This is a genomic window from Microbacterium esteraromaticum, assembly GCF_017303215.1.
Lineage (GTDB): Bacteria > Actinomycetota > Actinomycetes > Actinomycetales > Microbacteriaceae > Microbacterium > Microbacterium esteraromaticum_C.
Genome location: NZ_JAEMWU010000001.1, coordinates 644661 through 658434 on the forward strand (window position 1 = coordinate 644661; position 13774 = coordinate 658434).

Annotated in this window: 15 protein-coding genes; 11 read left to right on the plus strand and 4 right to left on the minus strand. The window is 70.8% G+C overall.

What is annotated here, in order from left to right:
- Together JF543_RS02965 and JF543_RS02970 are read left to right on the plus strand one after the other, a co-directional pair.
- Positions 1-1068 carry an NAD-dependent epimerase/dehydratase family protein gene (locus tag JF543_RS02965; RefSeq protein ID WP_347401145.1) on the plus strand — a complete coding sequence of 356 codons (1068 nt, stop codon included), beginning with the start codon at positions 1-3 and terminating at the stop codon, positions 1066-1068.
- Positions 1065-2459 (plus strand): hypothetical protein, encoded by a 1395-nt coding sequence (locus tag JF543_RS02970; protein WP_206822699.1) that lies wholly within the window; start codon positions 1065-1067, stop codon positions 2457-2459. Before JF543_RS02965 ends, JF543_RS02970 begins: the two co-directional genes overlap by 4 nt.
- Positions 2460-2469: 10 nt before the next feature.
- Here the strand turns inward: JF543_RS02970 and JF543_RS02975 are convergent, their stop codons facing one another.
- The 3 genes from JF543_RS02975 to JF543_RS02985 are packed head-to-tail and all read right to left on the minus strand — an operon-like array spanning position 2470 to position 4176.
- A complete protein-coding gene (locus JF543_RS02975) occupies positions 2470-2703 on the minus strand; it encodes a hypothetical protein (protein WP_206822700.1) in 234 nt (77 codons plus the stop codon).
- Positions 2704-2750: 47 nt separating this feature from the next.
- A complete protein-coding gene (locus JF543_RS02980) occupies positions 2751-3113 on the minus strand; it encodes a protealysin inhibitor emfourin (RefSeq protein WP_206822701.1) in 363 nt (120 codons plus the stop codon).
- A complete protein-coding gene (locus JF543_RS02985) occupies positions 3091-4176 on the minus strand; it encodes a M4 family metallopeptidase (protein ID WP_206822702.1) in 1086 nt (361 codons plus the stop codon). The genes JF543_RS02980 and JF543_RS02985 overlap by 23 nt, the downstream gene beginning before the upstream one ends.
- Positions 4177-4284: 108 nt before the next feature.
- Between JF543_RS02985 and JF543_RS02990 the strand changes: the two genes are divergently transcribed.
- The 9 genes from JF543_RS02990 (at position 4285) to JF543_RS03030 (ending at position 12979) form a co-directional block, all read left to right on the plus strand.
- On the plus strand, positions 4285-5793 hold the full coding sequence (locus JF543_RS02990; protein ID WP_206822703.1) for an SDR family NAD(P)-dependent oxidoreductase: 1509 nt from the start codon (positions 4285-4287) through the stop codon (positions 5791-5793).
- A gap of 81 nt (positions 5794-5874) precedes the next feature.
- Entirely contained in the window at positions 5875-6705 is an 831-nt protein-coding gene (locus JF543_RS02995) for a MurR/RpiR family transcriptional regulator (protein WP_179409352.1), read from the plus strand.
- A 164-nt stretch (positions 6706-6869) separates the two neighbouring features.
- Positions 6870-7541, plus strand: coding sequence for a tyrosine-protein phosphatase (locus JF543_RS03000; RefSeq protein WP_179409351.1), 672 nt, complete (start codon positions 6870-6872; stop codon positions 7539-7541).
- The gene (locus JF543_RS03005; protein WP_206822704.1) at positions 7538-8344 is read left to right on the plus strand and encodes a metallophosphoesterase family protein; all 807 of its coding nucleotides are present in this window, start codon (positions 7538-7540) and stop codon (positions 8342-8344) included. Before JF543_RS03000 ends, JF543_RS03005 begins: the two co-directional genes overlap by 4 nt.
- Before the next feature lie 8 nt (positions 8345-8352).
- Complete coding sequence (locus JF543_RS03010) at positions 8353-9393, plus strand: ABC transporter substrate-binding protein (RefSeq protein WP_206822705.1); 1041 nt, start codon at positions 8353-8355, stop codon at positions 9391-9393.
- Positions 9393-11054: an ABC transporter permease gene (locus JF543_RS03015; protein ID WP_315900737.1), complete on the plus strand. Its 1662-nt coding sequence runs from the start codon at positions 9393-9395 to the stop codon at positions 11052-11054. Before JF543_RS03010 ends, JF543_RS03015 begins: the two co-directional genes overlap by 1 nt.
- A 21-nt stretch (positions 11055-11075) precedes the next feature.
- On the plus strand, positions 11076-12158 hold the full coding sequence (locus JF543_RS03020; RefSeq protein ID WP_206821246.1) for an ABC transporter ATP-binding protein: 1083 nt from the start codon (positions 11076-11078) through the stop codon (positions 12156-12158).
- Positions 12155-12694, plus strand: coding sequence for a histidine phosphatase family protein (locus tag JF543_RS03025; protein ID WP_206822706.1), 540 nt, complete (start codon positions 12155-12157; stop codon positions 12692-12694). Before JF543_RS03020 ends, JF543_RS03025 begins: the two co-directional genes overlap by 4 nt.
- Positions 12695-12790: 96 nt before the next feature.
- Positions 12791-12979, plus strand: coding sequence for a hypothetical protein (locus tag JF543_RS03030; protein ID WP_206822707.1), 189 nt, complete (start codon positions 12791-12793; stop codon positions 12977-12979).
- Positions 12980-13028: 49 nt separating this feature from the next.
- Here the strand turns inward: JF543_RS03030 and JF543_RS03035 are convergent, their stop codons facing one another.
- A complete protein-coding gene (locus tag JF543_RS03035) occupies positions 13029-13736 on the minus strand; it encodes a FadR/GntR family transcriptional regulator (protein ID WP_315900738.1) in 708 nt (235 codons plus the stop codon).
- Between the last annotated feature and the right edge of the window lie 38 nt (positions 13737-13774).

A 13774-nucleotide genomic window follows, 5' to 3' on the forward strand; every position in this document is an offset into this window, starting at 1 on the left:
ATCGGTCGGATGCTGGTCACCGGCGGCGCCGGCTTCATCGGCGGCACCGTCGTGGCGCAGGCGCTCGCCGCGGGGTGGCAGGTGCGGGTGCTCGACTCGCTGCGCGCTGACGTGCACGGCAGCACAGCGGATGCCGAGCCGCCTTCGGATGTCGAGACGATCATCGGCGATGTGCGTGACCGCGACGTGCTGGATGCCGCCCTGCGCGACGTCGACCTGGTCTGCCACCAGGCGGCCAAAGTCGGACTGGGCGTCGACATCGCCGACGCCCCCGACTACGTCGCCTCGAACTCGCTCGCTACGGCTGTGCTGCTGACCGCGATGCGTGATGCCCGTATCGACCGGCTCGTACTGGCCTCTTCGATGGTCGTCTACGGCGAAGGGCTCTACCGCGATGGCGATCGGCTCGTCAGCGCACCCCCGCGCGCGCGGGTAGATCTCGAGCGCGGCCTGTTCGAGCCGCGCTCGGCGTCTGGCCGGCCATTGCAGCCCGAGCTCATCGACGAAGACCGGCCATGCGACCCGCGCAATGTGTACGCCGCGACCAAACTCGAACAAGAGCTGCTCGCCCGCGACTGGGCCCGGTCGACCGGCGGCCGGGCCGCGATGCTGCGGTACCACAACGTGTACGGGCCGCACATGCCGCAGGGCACGCCGTACGCCGGGGTCGCGGCGCTGTTCCGCACGGCGCTCGAACGCGGACAGACACCCCGAGTGTTCGAAGACGGGCATCAACGCCGCGACTTCGTGCACGTCAGTGATGTCGCCTCAGCGAACCTGGCCGCCGCGCGCTGGACCGACGGGCAGGCCGCCGGCACCAGTCGGGCCTTCAACGTCGGCAGCGGCGACGTGCACACGATCGGCGAGTTCGCGCAGGTGCTCTGCGATGCGCTGGGTGCCCCCGCTCCGCAGATCACCGGCGAGTTCCGCATGGGCGATGTGCGGCACATCACCGCCTCATCCGCCCGCATCCGCGCCGAGCTCGACTGGCGGCCCCAGGTGCCGTTCGACGCGGGCGTGCGGGCGTTCGCCACCGCACCGCTCCGTCCCGCGGCGGTGCGGGTGTGACCGCGCAGAGGACTGCTGCCGGGTCGGTCGCGCCGCACACCGCCGAGCCGAGCGGGCGGCTCGCGCTCTGGGGCGCCGTCGCCGCGTTCGTGCTGATCGCCGCTGCGATCGCCGTGCCCGCGGTCACCGGGTGGAACGTGCACGTGCGCTGGTTCCCACCCATGCACGCCGAATGGGCACCGCGCGTCGGACCCGGCCTGCCCGTGGCGATCGCCGTCGGAGTGCTGGTGATCGCCTACGGCGACCGGGTCGCCCGAACCCTGCGCTGGGGCGGCCTGCTGCCCGTGGTGTTCGCCGCCGCTCTGGCCTGGTTGCTCTCGCTTGCGCTCATCGACGGCCTCGACGGCATCGGCACGATCCTCGATCACCGCTACGAGTACCTGGGCACGGCGCGCGAGGTCACCGACTTCACCGCCACGCTGCGCGAGTACGTCTCACGCATCCCGTTCGCACATCCCGACAACTGGCCGGTGCACATCGCCGGCCACCCGCCCGGCGCCCTGCTGTTCTTCTACCTGCTGGTCCAGCTCGGGCTGGGCAGCGCGCTCGCCGCGGGATTCGTCGTCACCGTGATCGGCGCCACCATCCCGATCGCCGTCCTCGACACGATGCGCACACTCGGCGCCGAGACCCATGCGCGCCGGGCAGCACCGCTGCTGGCCATCGGCCCGGCGGCGATCTGGATCGCTGTCTCGGGCGATGGCATGTTCGCGGCCGTTGCCGCATGGGGCATCTGGGCACTCGCGCGGGCGACGCGCGCCGGGCGCCACCGACGGGTCGGCAAGACGATGCTCTGGGCGGTGCTGGCCGGCCTGCTGCTGGGATACTGCGTTATGCTCTCGTACGGGCTGCCCCTGCTGGGCGTTCTCGCGGTCGCCGTACTGATCGCCGGTCGCAGCTGGTGGCCACTGCCGGTCGCGGCCGCAACCGCGCTGGCTGTCGTGCTGGCATTCGCCGTCGCCGGGTTCGCCTGGTGGGAGGCATTTCCGGTGCTGCACCAGCGCTACTGGGACGGCGTGGCATCGAACCGGCCGGCCGCCTACTGGTTGTGGGGCAACCTCGCGGCCTTCGCCATCAGCGCCGGACCCATGGTCGGTGCCTCCCTGGCCGGCGCGGTGGGTACCGCCGCGCGCGGCTTCCGCACGCCCCGCGACGAGCATCCGAGTGGCATCCGAATCGTACTGTTGCTCACCCTCGCCGGGTGGCTGATGGTGCTACTGGCCGACGTCTCGGGCATGAGCCGCGCCGAGGTCGAACGCATCTGGTTGCCGTTCGTGCCCTGGGCGCTGCTGGGGCTGTCGCTGTTCTCACCGAAGGTGCGCCGGGTGGCGCTGGCCGTGCAGGTGGTGTTCGCGATCGTCGTGCAGTCGCTGCTGCAGACGGGGTGGTGACCGCGGTGCTTCAGTCGGTGGGGTCGCCGGATACCGCCGAATCGGATGCTGCTCCGTCGGCCTCGTCAGCCGTCGGCGTCACGGTGATCGGAACCGTCACGTGTGTGGTGCCGAGGTCGATGCCGAGCAGATCGACGGGCGGGGCCTCGTCGAGACGCTCGGTGGTGTCGTTCGGCTCCAGCGGTTCACCGGGCAGCGCGGCCCATGCGCTCGGTTCCTGCGGCTTCTGCGTGAACATGCCCATCTGACCATTGTCGCGCGCACCTGCGCCGGGTGGGTCACAGAACGGCGTCAGCCGCGGGCATCCACACCTCTGCCGGCATCCGCATCACGCACGGCGTCGACGAGGTCGCGCCACGGGCCGCGCAGGTGGGAGTCGGGTACGACCTGTTCGAGCTGCTCGTCACGCTCTGAGGCGTTGACCCGCACATGGATGGTCCAGACGTAGCGGTCGGCGCCCGGCATGTCATCGCCGGGTGGGTTCTCGGCGTCGTCGTTCCACGGGCACCGTTCGACCAGCGTCTTCCACTGCGGGGTCTGCGCCGGTGGGGGCTCGGCCCGCCAGCGTCGCCGCAACCCGGCGATCCCGCCAGTGCGCACCACGGCGATCACGAGGTGCTCCGGCTCGCCGTCAGAGGGGGTCTCGGCGGGCATCCGCTGCTCCTCTCTGCGCGTCGAGCACTCCCACCGCGATCCACGCCTCACGCACTGCCCTCTCGACGGCGTCGCCGACGGTTGAGGCTTCGATCAGTGTGCGCTCGGCGAACTGCACGAAGTCGGCGTCGGCCGGCAGGCCGCCCGTCAGCGTGCGATACCAGATCTGACCCGCGCCTTCCCACGCGTACCCGCCGAGCGTGCGAGCCGCCAGCGCGAACGCACGATTCGGGATGCCCGAGTTGATGTGCACACCGCCGTTGTCTTCGGCTGTGTGCACATAGTCGCGCATGTGCGCCGGCTGCGGATCACGGCCCAGCTCGTCATCGTCGTACGCCGTGCCCGGGTGGAGCATGTCGCGCAGCGCGCGGCCCTGCACGGCATCGGTGAAGATGCCTTCACCGACCAACCAACTCGCCTCGTGAGCGGTCTGCCCCTGAAGATGCTGCTCGGTGAGCGCCCCGAGCACGTCGGCGATCGACTCGTTCAGCGCGCCCGGCTGCCCCTGATAGATCAGACCGGCGCTGCTCTGGATCACTCCGTGCCCGAGCTCGTGCGCGATCACCGACACCGAGCAGGTGAACCCGCCGAACACCTCACCGTCGCCGTCGCCGAACACCATGCGCGAACCGTCCCAGAACGCGTTGTCGTAGTCGACGCCGTAGTGCACCGTCGCGTTCAGCGCCGCCCCAGCCCCGTCGAGTGAGTCGCGCCCGAACGCGTCGAGCAACAGAACGAACGTCGCCCCGAGCCCATCGAACGCCTCATTCACCGTTTCGTCGGAGACGGGTGGGTCGTCTTCGCCGCGCACCCGCACACCCGGCAGTCGTTCGGTGTTCTGCGCGTCGAAGATCGTGCGGGTGGGGGCGTCCGTCACCTCGGCGACCAGCGCCCCCGAGGCGTCGATCGACAGCTCGAGCGTGGAGTGGTACGGCGGACGCCCCGCGATCAGCGTCTGCCTGGCCGCCTGCGCGGCGTGCGAATAGCGCCCCGACGCCGCCAGACGGGCCAGCAGGTACCCCGGCACGATGCCCTGTCTCGAATACGGCCGGATGCTGTCCATGCGCCCGACGATACGCCTGGTCGCCGACAGAGGGCAGGGGCATCGCCGCCTCGGGGGCCCTGGTGATGCTGTGGGCCGTGCACACCTGAGCCGCGTAGAATCGGCCCAATGACCGATGCCTCTTCTGCATCCCCGTCCGGCATCGACCCCGACGACCTCGCGACCACGCTGCGGGTGCTCGGCGACCTCGACAAGGTCGATCAGCAGCATCCTGACTACATCGCCGTCCGACGCGCGACCGCGAACATGTTCAAGGCCGTCAAACGTGCCCGCCGCAAAGAGATCCGCGACGCGATCGCCGAGGCCGACAAGGCCGTTGTCGCGCGCACCGCGACCGGAGCCCCCGACCGCATCGATGACGAGACGCGCGGCAACGATCTCGCCTCCAGCGTCGTCGACGCCCCCATCGCGGGCGAGCTGCTCAAGCCCCGCAACTGCTACATCTGCAAGCAGCCGTACACGCTCGTCGACGCGTTTTACCACCAGCTGTGCCCCGACTGTGCGCGGTTCAGCCACGCCAAGCGCAGCGCCCGCACCGACCTGACCGGTCGCCGCGCCCTACTGACCGGCGGTCGCGCCAAGATCGGCATGCACATCGCCCTGCGCCTGCTGCGCGACGGCGCGCACCTCACGATCACCACGCGCTTTCCGCGCGACGCCGTGCGCCGGTTCTCGGCGCTGCCGGATGCCGCTGACTGGCTGCACCGGCTGCGCGTGGTCGGTATCGACCTGCGCGACCCGGCGCAGGTGATCGGCCTGGCCGACTCGGTCGCGGCCCAGGGGCCGCTCGACATTCTCATCAACAACGCCGCGCAGACCGTGCGCCGCTCGCCGGGTGCGTACTCACTGTTGGCGGATGCTGAACTGCAGCCGCTCCCGGATGGACCGCTGCCCGAGATGGAGACCTTCGGGCACACCGCCGATCCGCACCCGCAGGCGCTGCAGGCCTCGGTCGACGCACATCCGCTGCTCTCTGTGGCGGCGCTGGGCGGCACCGTCGCCGAGCAGGGCGGTCAGGCGTTGACGGCCGAAGATCTCGCGCGCCTGGCTATGGCCCCCGGCTCGTCGTCGTTGCAGAAGCACGCCGATGGCACGGCTATCGACGCCGGTGGGCTGGTGCCCGACGTGAACCGCGTCAACAGCTGGGTGCAGTCGGTCGAGCAGGTCGATCCGCTCGAGATGCTCGAGGTGCAGTTGTGCAACACGACGGCGCCGTTCCTGCTGATCAGTCGCCTGCGGGCCTCGATGGCGGCCTCGACCGCCCGCCGCACCTACGTCGTGAACGTCTCGGCCATGGAGGGCCAGTTCTCGCGCCGCTACAAGGGTCCGGGGCACCCGCACACCAACATGGCCAAGGCGGCGCTGAACATGCTCACCCGCACCAGTGCCGGCGAGATGCTCGAGACCGACGGCATCCTGATGACCGCGGTCGACACGGGGTGGATCACCGATGAGCGCCCGCACTACACCAAGGTGCGCCTCGCCGAAGAGGGATTCCATGCGCCCCTCGACCTCGTCGACGGCGCCGCCCGTGTGTACGACCCGATCGTGCAGGGTGAGGCCGGGGTCGACCTGTACGGCGTCTTCCTGAAGGACTACAAGCCCAGCCCCTGGTGATTTCCCTGCGCGTCGCCTGAACCCGCTACGCTGTGCCGCTATGACCAGCGGAACCACGACGCCGCAGCGGAGAGCCCGGCGATGAGCATCGTCCGACCCGACCTCAGCGTTCATGCGCGCGTGCGCGCGTCAGCATCCGCACTCGGTCCCAGTGAGGGCCGGGTCGCCGCGGTCATCATGGAGCGACCCGACGACGTCGTCGACTGGTCGGCCGCCGAGCTCGCGGCGGCGGCCGGCACCTCGACGGCCACGGTGATCCGCGCCTGCCAGAGCCTCGGGTTCCGCGGGTTCCAGCACCTGCGGCTCGAACTCGCCCGCTCGGCGCCGCTGACTCCCCGCGACAGCGACCCGGTCGCCGCCGGCGGCACCTTCGATGATGCGGTGGATGCGCTGCGCCTGGCCCAGGAGAGCGTCGACCCCGAACGCGTCGAGGCCGCCACCGCCGCTTTGCGCGGTGCGCGTCGTGTCGTGCTCGTCGGCAACGGGTTCTCGGGGCCGCCACTGCAGGACCTCGCGATGCGGCTGAGCAGTGTGGGGCGCGCCGTCGAAGCGCCCGTCGACCCGCTCGCCCAGCAGTTCGCGGTGCACTCCCTCTCGGCGGACGACGTGTGCCTGGCGTTGAGCTACTCGGGCGCCAACGTGCAGACGCTGCGTGCCTGCACGGCCGCGTCCGAACGCGGAGCGACCGTCGTGCTGGTCACCAGCTACTCCCGCTCGCCGCTCGGGCGGCTCGCCGACATCGTGATCGCGACCGGGCCGGTGGGCTCGGCCCATGACCTCGACCCCTACCTCGCGCGGCTGGGGCACACCGTCGTGCTGCACACGCTGCACGGCGCGCTCGCCGGCGATGCCCGTCATGCCGACGTCGCCGATCTGCGGCACGTCGTGGCCGACGCGCTCAGCGAGGACTGAGCGAAGGCGCCTTCGCGCGCACCCGCAGGCCCGCGCTCCAGCCGGTTCTGGGGCGTTCTCTGATCGGTCGCGTGTGCTTCACCTGCCGTACACCTGCGGCTGTGATGGTTCCCATGTAACGAGATTCCAAGCGCGGTGAAACGCGCGAAATCAAGAGGGTGCACATGCAGACGATCGCCATCGACGGGCTCTTCAACGTGAGGGCCACCAGCCCCACCGAGCCGTGGCTCGTACGCACCGGCGCCCCCGAGAACGTCACCGCCGACGGCGTGCGCGCGCTGCGCGACCTGGGTGTCACGACGATCGTCGACCTGCGCGAGCCCTCCGAAGCCGGCGCCCGCTCGCACGACATCCCCGTACAGCAGGCGGGCATCTACGGCGCCGAGCCGCCGGCGTCCGGCCGTCTCGAAGACATCTACACGCTCATGCTGCGTGAGCGGGGCGGCGCGCTTACCGCGGCCGTCGCCCTGATCGCCGACACCGAGGGTGCCGCGCTCGTGCACTGCACCGCCGGCAAGGACCGCACCGGCCTCGTCGTCGCGCTCGCGCGCCTCGCCGCCGGCGACAGCGCGGATGCCATCGTCGACGACTACGTGCTCTCGGCCGAGCACGTGCGCCCGGTGCGCGAACCCGCCGTGCGCGACCTCGTGCTGGCGCTGCCCGAGACCGAGCGCGCCGAAGCGCTGCGTCTACACCTCGAAAGCCCCCGCGAGGCGATCGTGCACGCACTGGCGATCATCGACGAGCTCGGCGGCGCGGGCGCCTACCTCGCCCGCCACGGCCTGACCGACGCGCAGCTCACCCGGCTGCGTCACAAGAACGAGGATGCCCGATGAGCCGCGCAACCGGACGCTCGACCGTGCTGCACATCAGCGATGTGCACGTCACCGAGCGCGGCCTGCTGTACGACGCCGTCGACGGCATCGCTCGGCTGCGCGCCGTCGGCGACTACGTGCGCGCTTCGCAGATGACGCCCGAGGCCGTGCTGATCACCGGCGACCTCGCCCAGCGCGGCAACCCCGGCGCGTACGGAGCCCTCCGCGACGCGGTGGCTGAACTGCGCGAAGCAGTGCAGGCACCCGTGCTCACCATCATCGGCAACCACGACGACACCGAGGCCGCGCGCACCCTCGACGGACACGAGCACTCCCACCACCGCACGGTGCTCGTCGATGGCATCCGCTTCGTGCTGCTCGACTCTTCCTCCGGCGAACTCGGCGCCGCCCAGCGGCAGTGGCTCGCCGACGAGCTCGCCACCCCGCACGGCGAGGGCACGGTCGTCGCCGTGCACCACCCGCCCCTCGGTTCCCCTCTGCCCACGCTCGCCAAGGCGGGCCTGCGCGATGCCGAGCAGCTGCTCGACATCCTCGTCGGCACCGACACTCGTGCTGTGCTCGCCGGGCACTTCCACCACCCGCTCGCCGCGCACGTGCGCGACATCCCCGTGATGGTGGGGCCCTCCCTCGCCTATCACCAGGTGATGGACGGCCGTGCCGACCGCATCAGCGGGCACGACCGCGCGATGTTCTCGGTCGTGCACCTGCACGCCGATGCCGTCACCGCCACCAGCGTCAGCCTCGAGACGCCCACCCCGCTCTTCTCATCCTCCGTCGCTGTACCCCCAACCCTGCACAGATAAGGAAACCCATGTTCCGCTCGCACAGCCCCGCAGCGTTCGCCGTCCTCGGCGTCGCCGCACTCGCCCTCACCGGCTGCTCGACCGCGGCGTCCACCGCCGACGACGCCCAGCCGTCGGCCGGCGCGCTGGAGTCGACCACCATCACGCTCTACACCTCGGAGCCGCAGGAGAAGGCCGACGCACTCGTCGAGGCCTTCAACGAGGTGCACCCCGAGATCACCGTCGAGGTGTTCCGCGCCGGCACCGGCGACCTGACCACCCGCGTCGCCGCCGAGAAGGAGACCGGCAAGATCCAGGCCGACGTCTTCCTCGCCGCTGACGCCGCGACCTTCGAGAACTACGCTGCTGACGGCATGCTGCTCGAGCACACGCCCGCAGACGTCGATGCTCTCGACCCCGCCGTCGTCGACCCCGAGGGCTTCTACGTCGGCACCCGCATCATCCCGACCGTCATCGCCTACAACACGTCGATGGTCGACGCGGCCGACGTCCCCGCCTCGTGGGCCGACCTCACCGCAGCCGACTACGCCGACCGCATCGTCATGCCCAACCCCGACGTGTCGGGCGCAGCCGCCTACAACGCGGCCGTCTGGCTCGACGAAGACACCCTGGGTGAGGAGTGGATGACGGCGCTCGCCGCCAACCGCCCCGTCATCGCCGACAGCAACGGCCCCGTCTCGCAGGCCGTCGCCACCGGCACCCAGCCGATCGGCATCGTCGTCGACTACCTGGTGCGCGAGCTCGCCGCCCAGGGGTCGCCGATCGCCGTGTCGTACCCCAGCGAGGGGGTGCCGTTCGTCTCGCAGCCCGCCGGCATCTTCTCGGACACCGAGAACGCCGATGCGGCCCGCGCGTTCGTCGACTTCCTGGTCAGCGCTGACGGCCAGAAGCTCGCCGTCGAGCAGTCCTACCTGCCGGTGCGCGGCGACGTCGGAAGCCCCGAGGGTGCCCCCGAGCTCGAGCACATCGCGCTGCTGGCCCCCGAGCTCGAGACGATCCGCGCCACCCAGCCCGGCGCCGTCGAGACCTTCCGGGAGCTGTTCCAGTAGTGAGCACCATCGCCACCGCCCCGGGTCCGGCCATTGGCCGGGCCCGGGGCCTCGACGGGGTCAGTGCCCTGACCGTGACCCTCTGGGTCGCGTGCGGCGCACTGATCCTGGTACCCCTTGGAGCGATCCTCGCCCTCTCCGCGGGCGGATCCCAGCTCAACGTCCTGCTGCAGGGCGACGTCGTCGAAGCCGGCATCAACAGCCTCGTCTCGGCGACAGCATCCGCCCTGTTCGCGGTCGCCATCGGCGCCGCCTTCGCGCTCATCCTCGAACGCACCGACCTGCGCCACCGCGGCGCTCTGCGCATCATCGCCCTCACCCCACTGCTGATGCCCCCGTTCGTCGGTGCGATCGCATGGCTCGGCGTCGCCGGCCCGGCAAGTCCCCTCAACCTCTGGTGGCGCGAGCACTTCGGCGGTCCGCTCTGGTCGATCTACGGCGCCGACGGCGTCATCATGCTGCTGACCGTGCACAGCTACCCGCTGGCGATGCTCATCGTCTCAGCCGCACTGCGACGCATCCCCTCCGACCTCGAACAGGCCGCCCGCATCTCCGGCGCCGGACCCGCACGCACCATGTTCAGCGTCACCGTGCCGCTGCTGCGGCCCGCGCTGCTGTCGTCGTTCCTGCTGATCGCGGTCGGAAACCTGGCCGACTTCGGCATCCCCTCGATCATCGGTCTGCCTGAGCGGTACGTCACCCTCGCCACCCTGGTCTACCGGTACCTGCAGTCCGGCACGGTCGACGAACCCCTCGCCGTGGTCGCCACCATCGGTGTCGTGTTGCTCGTGCTCGCCATCGGCGCGCTCGTGCTGAACGCCCTGGTCAAGGGCAGCGGGTGGGAGCTCGACGCCTCGAGCACGCCCGTACAACCGCTGCCGCTGGGGCGCGCCCGCACGCCGCTCGGCATCGTCATGTGGACCGTCGTGCTCGGCATCACCCTGCTGCCGCTGCTCGCCCTGCTCACCCAGACCCTGCTGCGCGCGCCCGGTCTACCGCTGACCCCCGAGAACCTCACCCTCGACAACTTCGCCAAGGCGCTCACCTCGAGCACCGCCCTCGACGGGGCGGCCAACTCGATCATGCTCGCCACCGGCGCAGCCCTGATCTGCGGCGTGCTCGGGCTGGCCATCGGCGTGGTCACCACCCGCGTGCGCACCCGGTGGACGCGGGGACTCGGCCCGGTCGCGATGCTGCCGCAGGCCATCCCCGGCATCGTGATCGCAGTCGCGTGGCTCATCATCGCCCCGCGCATCGGCCTGTTCAACACCCCGTGGCTCATCCTGGCGGCCTACATCACCTCGTTCACCGCGTTGGTGGTGCAGTCGGTGTCCGGGCCGTTGGCCAGCACACCGTCCAGCGCCGAAGAGGCGGCCCGCGTCGCCGGCGCCGGGCGACTGCGCGCCCTGATCGACATCTCGTCGCGCATGGCCCTGCCCGCCGCGATCTCGGGAGCCGTCGTCGTCGCCGCCACCGCCGTGCGCGAGCTCACGCTGTCGGTGCTGCTGCTCTCACCGGGCTCGCAGACCCTGGGCGTGGCGATCTTCAACTTCCAGCAGGCGGGCGCCTACAACACCGCGGCCGCATGGTCGCTGGTCGTCGCCGTCGCCGGCATCGCCGTGATCGGACTGGCCACGCGCCGGCCCAGAGACACAAACTGAGAGACAACCTGAGAGGCCACCATGGCATCCGTCACCCTCGACTCCGTATCCGTCCGTTACCCATCCGGGGCCAGCGGCCTGGTCGGCATCGACCTCACCATCGCCGACGGCGAGTTCGTCGCCCTGGTCGGGCCGTCCGGCTCGGGCAAGACCACCCTGCTGCGCACCATCGCCGGGTTCCTCACACCCACCAGCGGAGCCGTGCGCATCGGCGACCGCACCGTCGCCGGCGACGCGCAGTTCGTGCCGCCCGAGCAGCGCGAACTGGGCATGGTGTTCCAGCAGCACGCCGTCTGGCCGCACTGGAACGTCGGCCGCAACGTCGAGTACCCGCTGCGTCGCGCCGGCGTGCCGCGCGATCAGCGCAAGACGCGTGTCGCCGAAGCACTCGACCTGGTCGGACTCGCCGGCTACGAGAAGCGCGACCCCGCAACGCTCTCGGGCGGGCAGCGCCAGCGCGTCGCACTGGCGCGCGCCCTGGTCGCACGCCCGCGCGTGCTGCTGCTCGACGAAGCGCTCTCGGCCCTCGACGAGCCCCTGCGCGACCGGCTGCGCCTCGAACTGCAGACCCTCACGCGCGAACTCGGGCTCACGGTCGTGCACGTCACGCACGACCGCGCCGAGGCGTTGGCGCTCGCCGACCGGGTGGTCGTGCTCGACGGCGGGCGCATCCAGCAGGTCGGCGCGCCCGACGAGCTGGTCACCCGGCCCGCCAGCGGCTTCGTCGCGCGCTTCCTCTCCGACGCCACGCTCGTCGACGGAGTGCTCAGCGACGCCGGCTTCCAGGCCGACGGGCATCCGCTGTCCGTGCCGCGCGACACCTCCATGCCGGCGGCGGGACGCGCGACCGCGGCGATCCTGCCCGCCGCGGTCACCGTGACCCCCTCGGATGCCGGTGACGCGGTCGTGCGCTCGTCGCTGTACACGCCCGACGGCGGCGACGCCGTCATCGACTGGGCCGGAGTGACGCTGCGCGCGCGCACCCGTGGCATCCGCCTGGCGGTGGGACAGACGGTGCGCGTCGACGTCGACCGTGTCGTGGTCTACCCGGCCGAGTCGCTCGACGCGGCCGCGTCTGCCGCGCCGACGCTGGTGAGCGCATGACCGTCGCCCTCGTGCGTCACGGCCGCACCGCGTGGAACCTCGCCCGCCGCATGCAGGGCCGCACCGAGGTGCCGCTCGATGACCACGGGCAGGCGCAGGCGGACGCCGCAGGGGCCCTGCTGGCTCGCGCCGAGTGGATGCACCTGATCGCCTCGCCCCTCGGCCGAGCCGTCGACACTGCCGACCGCATCGGCGAGCACGTGACGGGCGTGGCGCGCGAAATCGACGACCGGCTGATCGAACGCGACTACGGCGCCGCCGAAGGCCTCGCCGTGAGCGAGGTGCACGAACGCTGGCCGGACGGCGGCTATCCCGACGCGGAACCGCTCGACGCCGTCGCCGCGCGCGCGGGTTCGGCACTCACCGAGATCGCCGCGCGACGCGGCAACAGCATCGTCGTCGCCCACGGCACGCTGCTGCGCGTCGGCGTCGAGACGCTCACCGGCAGCCCGTGCCCGCGCATTCTGAACGGACAGATCGTGATGCTCGAAGCCGAAGAGGCGGGCCGGTTCACGGCCCGGTTCCTCACCGAGTAGCGATCGCCCTCAGGGGCCGAGTGACCCTTTCCGGAACGCCCACGCTGTGGCACTCTGGCAGGAATCACGCATCGGTACCCAAAGGAGGGCGATCGTATGCTTTTTGCGACATCTGCGCTGGTCTTCGGACCGCCGGAGTGGCTGTTCACCGGCTTCATGGCCATGCTGATCCTGGGGATCGCCGGCCTCATGAGCTACGTCCGCGTCAAACGCGAGCGACATGCGCTCGAGCGAATGCACCGCTTCGGCGGGGTGAGCGCGGTCAGAGGCGATCGACACCGCTGACGGCGATGACGGCCTCTCCGGCCTCGTCGGATGCTGCCAACCGGAGCAGTCAGGACGACTGGGCGAGCACGCGCTGCAGGGGCGCGTAGTGCTCGATCACGGCACGGCGATATGCCTCGACGTCTCCGGCGCGCACCGCGTCGAGCATGTCGCCGTGCGCTTTCGCGGTTCTCTCGATATCGGCGGGGGGTGCGATCTGCAATTGCGGCAGCACTGCCGTATGCACATCCCAGAATGCGCCGACGAGTTGACCGACCAGATGGTTGCCGGTGCGGGCGAACAACTGCGTGTGGAAGGCTCGATCGGCTTCGAGGAAGTTCTCGCCGCGGCTTGCTTTGTCGACCATCTCGTCGACGAGGTCGGCGAGCGCTGGGTGCTCCGTCTGAGCAGCGCCGGCTTCGACGACCCGGTCAGCCATCGAAAGGTCGAGCGCAAGGCGCACCTCAACGACCTCGCGCAGCGCCTGCAATGACCCTTCGGGGGAGAGCACCCCGCGGAACACCAGGGCCTCCACCATCGGGTCGAGCGACATCTCGCCAACGAAAGTGCCGTGCCCGTGGCGGACATCGACGATGTCGAGAGTCGACAGGGTGCGGATCGCCTCGCGCACGGAGGATCGTGAGACATCCAGTGCCTCGCACAGTTCTGATTCGGTCGGCAGTGGGTCGCCGGGACGCAGACTGCGCGTGAGGATGAGCTGCTTAATCTGATCCGCCGTCGTGGCGCGGCGCATGCGGGACGCACGTGATCGGGTCACTGTCAACTCGCACTTCCTCTCGCGTCACGTTGATCATC

What these genes read in the sequence shown, in the direction of transcription:
- JF543_RS02975 (WP_206822700.1), bottom strand. Translation starts at nt 2,703, where the DNA reads ATGGGCATGTTCACGCAGAAGCCGCAGGAACCGAGCGCATGGGCCGCG.
- JF543_RS03010 (WP_206822705.1), top strand. Translation starts at nt 8,353, where the DNA reads ATGTTCCGCTCGCACAGCCCCGCAGCGTTCGCCGTCCTCGGCGTCGCC.
- JF543_RS02990 (WP_206822703.1), top strand. Translation starts at nt 4,285, where the DNA reads ATGACCGATGCCTCTTCTGCATCCCCGTCCGGCATCGACCCCGACGAC.
- JF543_RS03030 (WP_206822707.1), top strand. Translation starts at nt 12,791, where the DNA reads ATGCTTTTTGCGACATCTGCGCTGGTCTTCGGACCGCCGGAGTGGCTG.
- JF543_RS03005 (WP_206822704.1), top strand. Translation starts at nt 7,538, where the DNA reads ATGAGCCGCGCAACCGGACGCTCGACCGTGCTGCACATCAGCGATGTG.
- JF543_RS02985 (WP_206822702.1), bottom strand. Translation starts at nt 4,176, where the DNA reads ATGGACAGCATCCGGCCGTATTCGAGACAGGGCATCGTGCCGGGGTAC.
- JF543_RS03000 (WP_179409351.1), top strand. Translation starts at nt 6,870, where the DNA reads ATGCAGACGATCGCCATCGACGGGCTCTTCAACGTGAGGGCCACCAGC.
- JF543_RS02980 (WP_206822701.1), bottom strand. Translation starts at nt 3,113, where the DNA reads ATGCCCGCCGAGACCCCCTCTGACGGCGAGCCGGAGCACCTCGTGATC.
- JF543_RS03020 (WP_206821246.1), top strand. Translation starts at nt 11,076, where the DNA reads ATGGCATCCGTCACCCTCGACTCCGTATCCGTCCGTTACCCATCCGGG.
- JF543_RS02995 (WP_179409352.1), top strand. Translation starts at nt 5,875, where the DNA reads ATGAGCATCGTCCGACCCGACCTCAGCGTTCATGCGCGCGTGCGCGCG.
- JF543_RS03025 (WP_206822706.1), top strand. Translation starts at nt 12,155, where the DNA reads ATGACCGTCGCCCTCGTGCGTCACGGCCGCACCGCGTGGAACCTCGCC.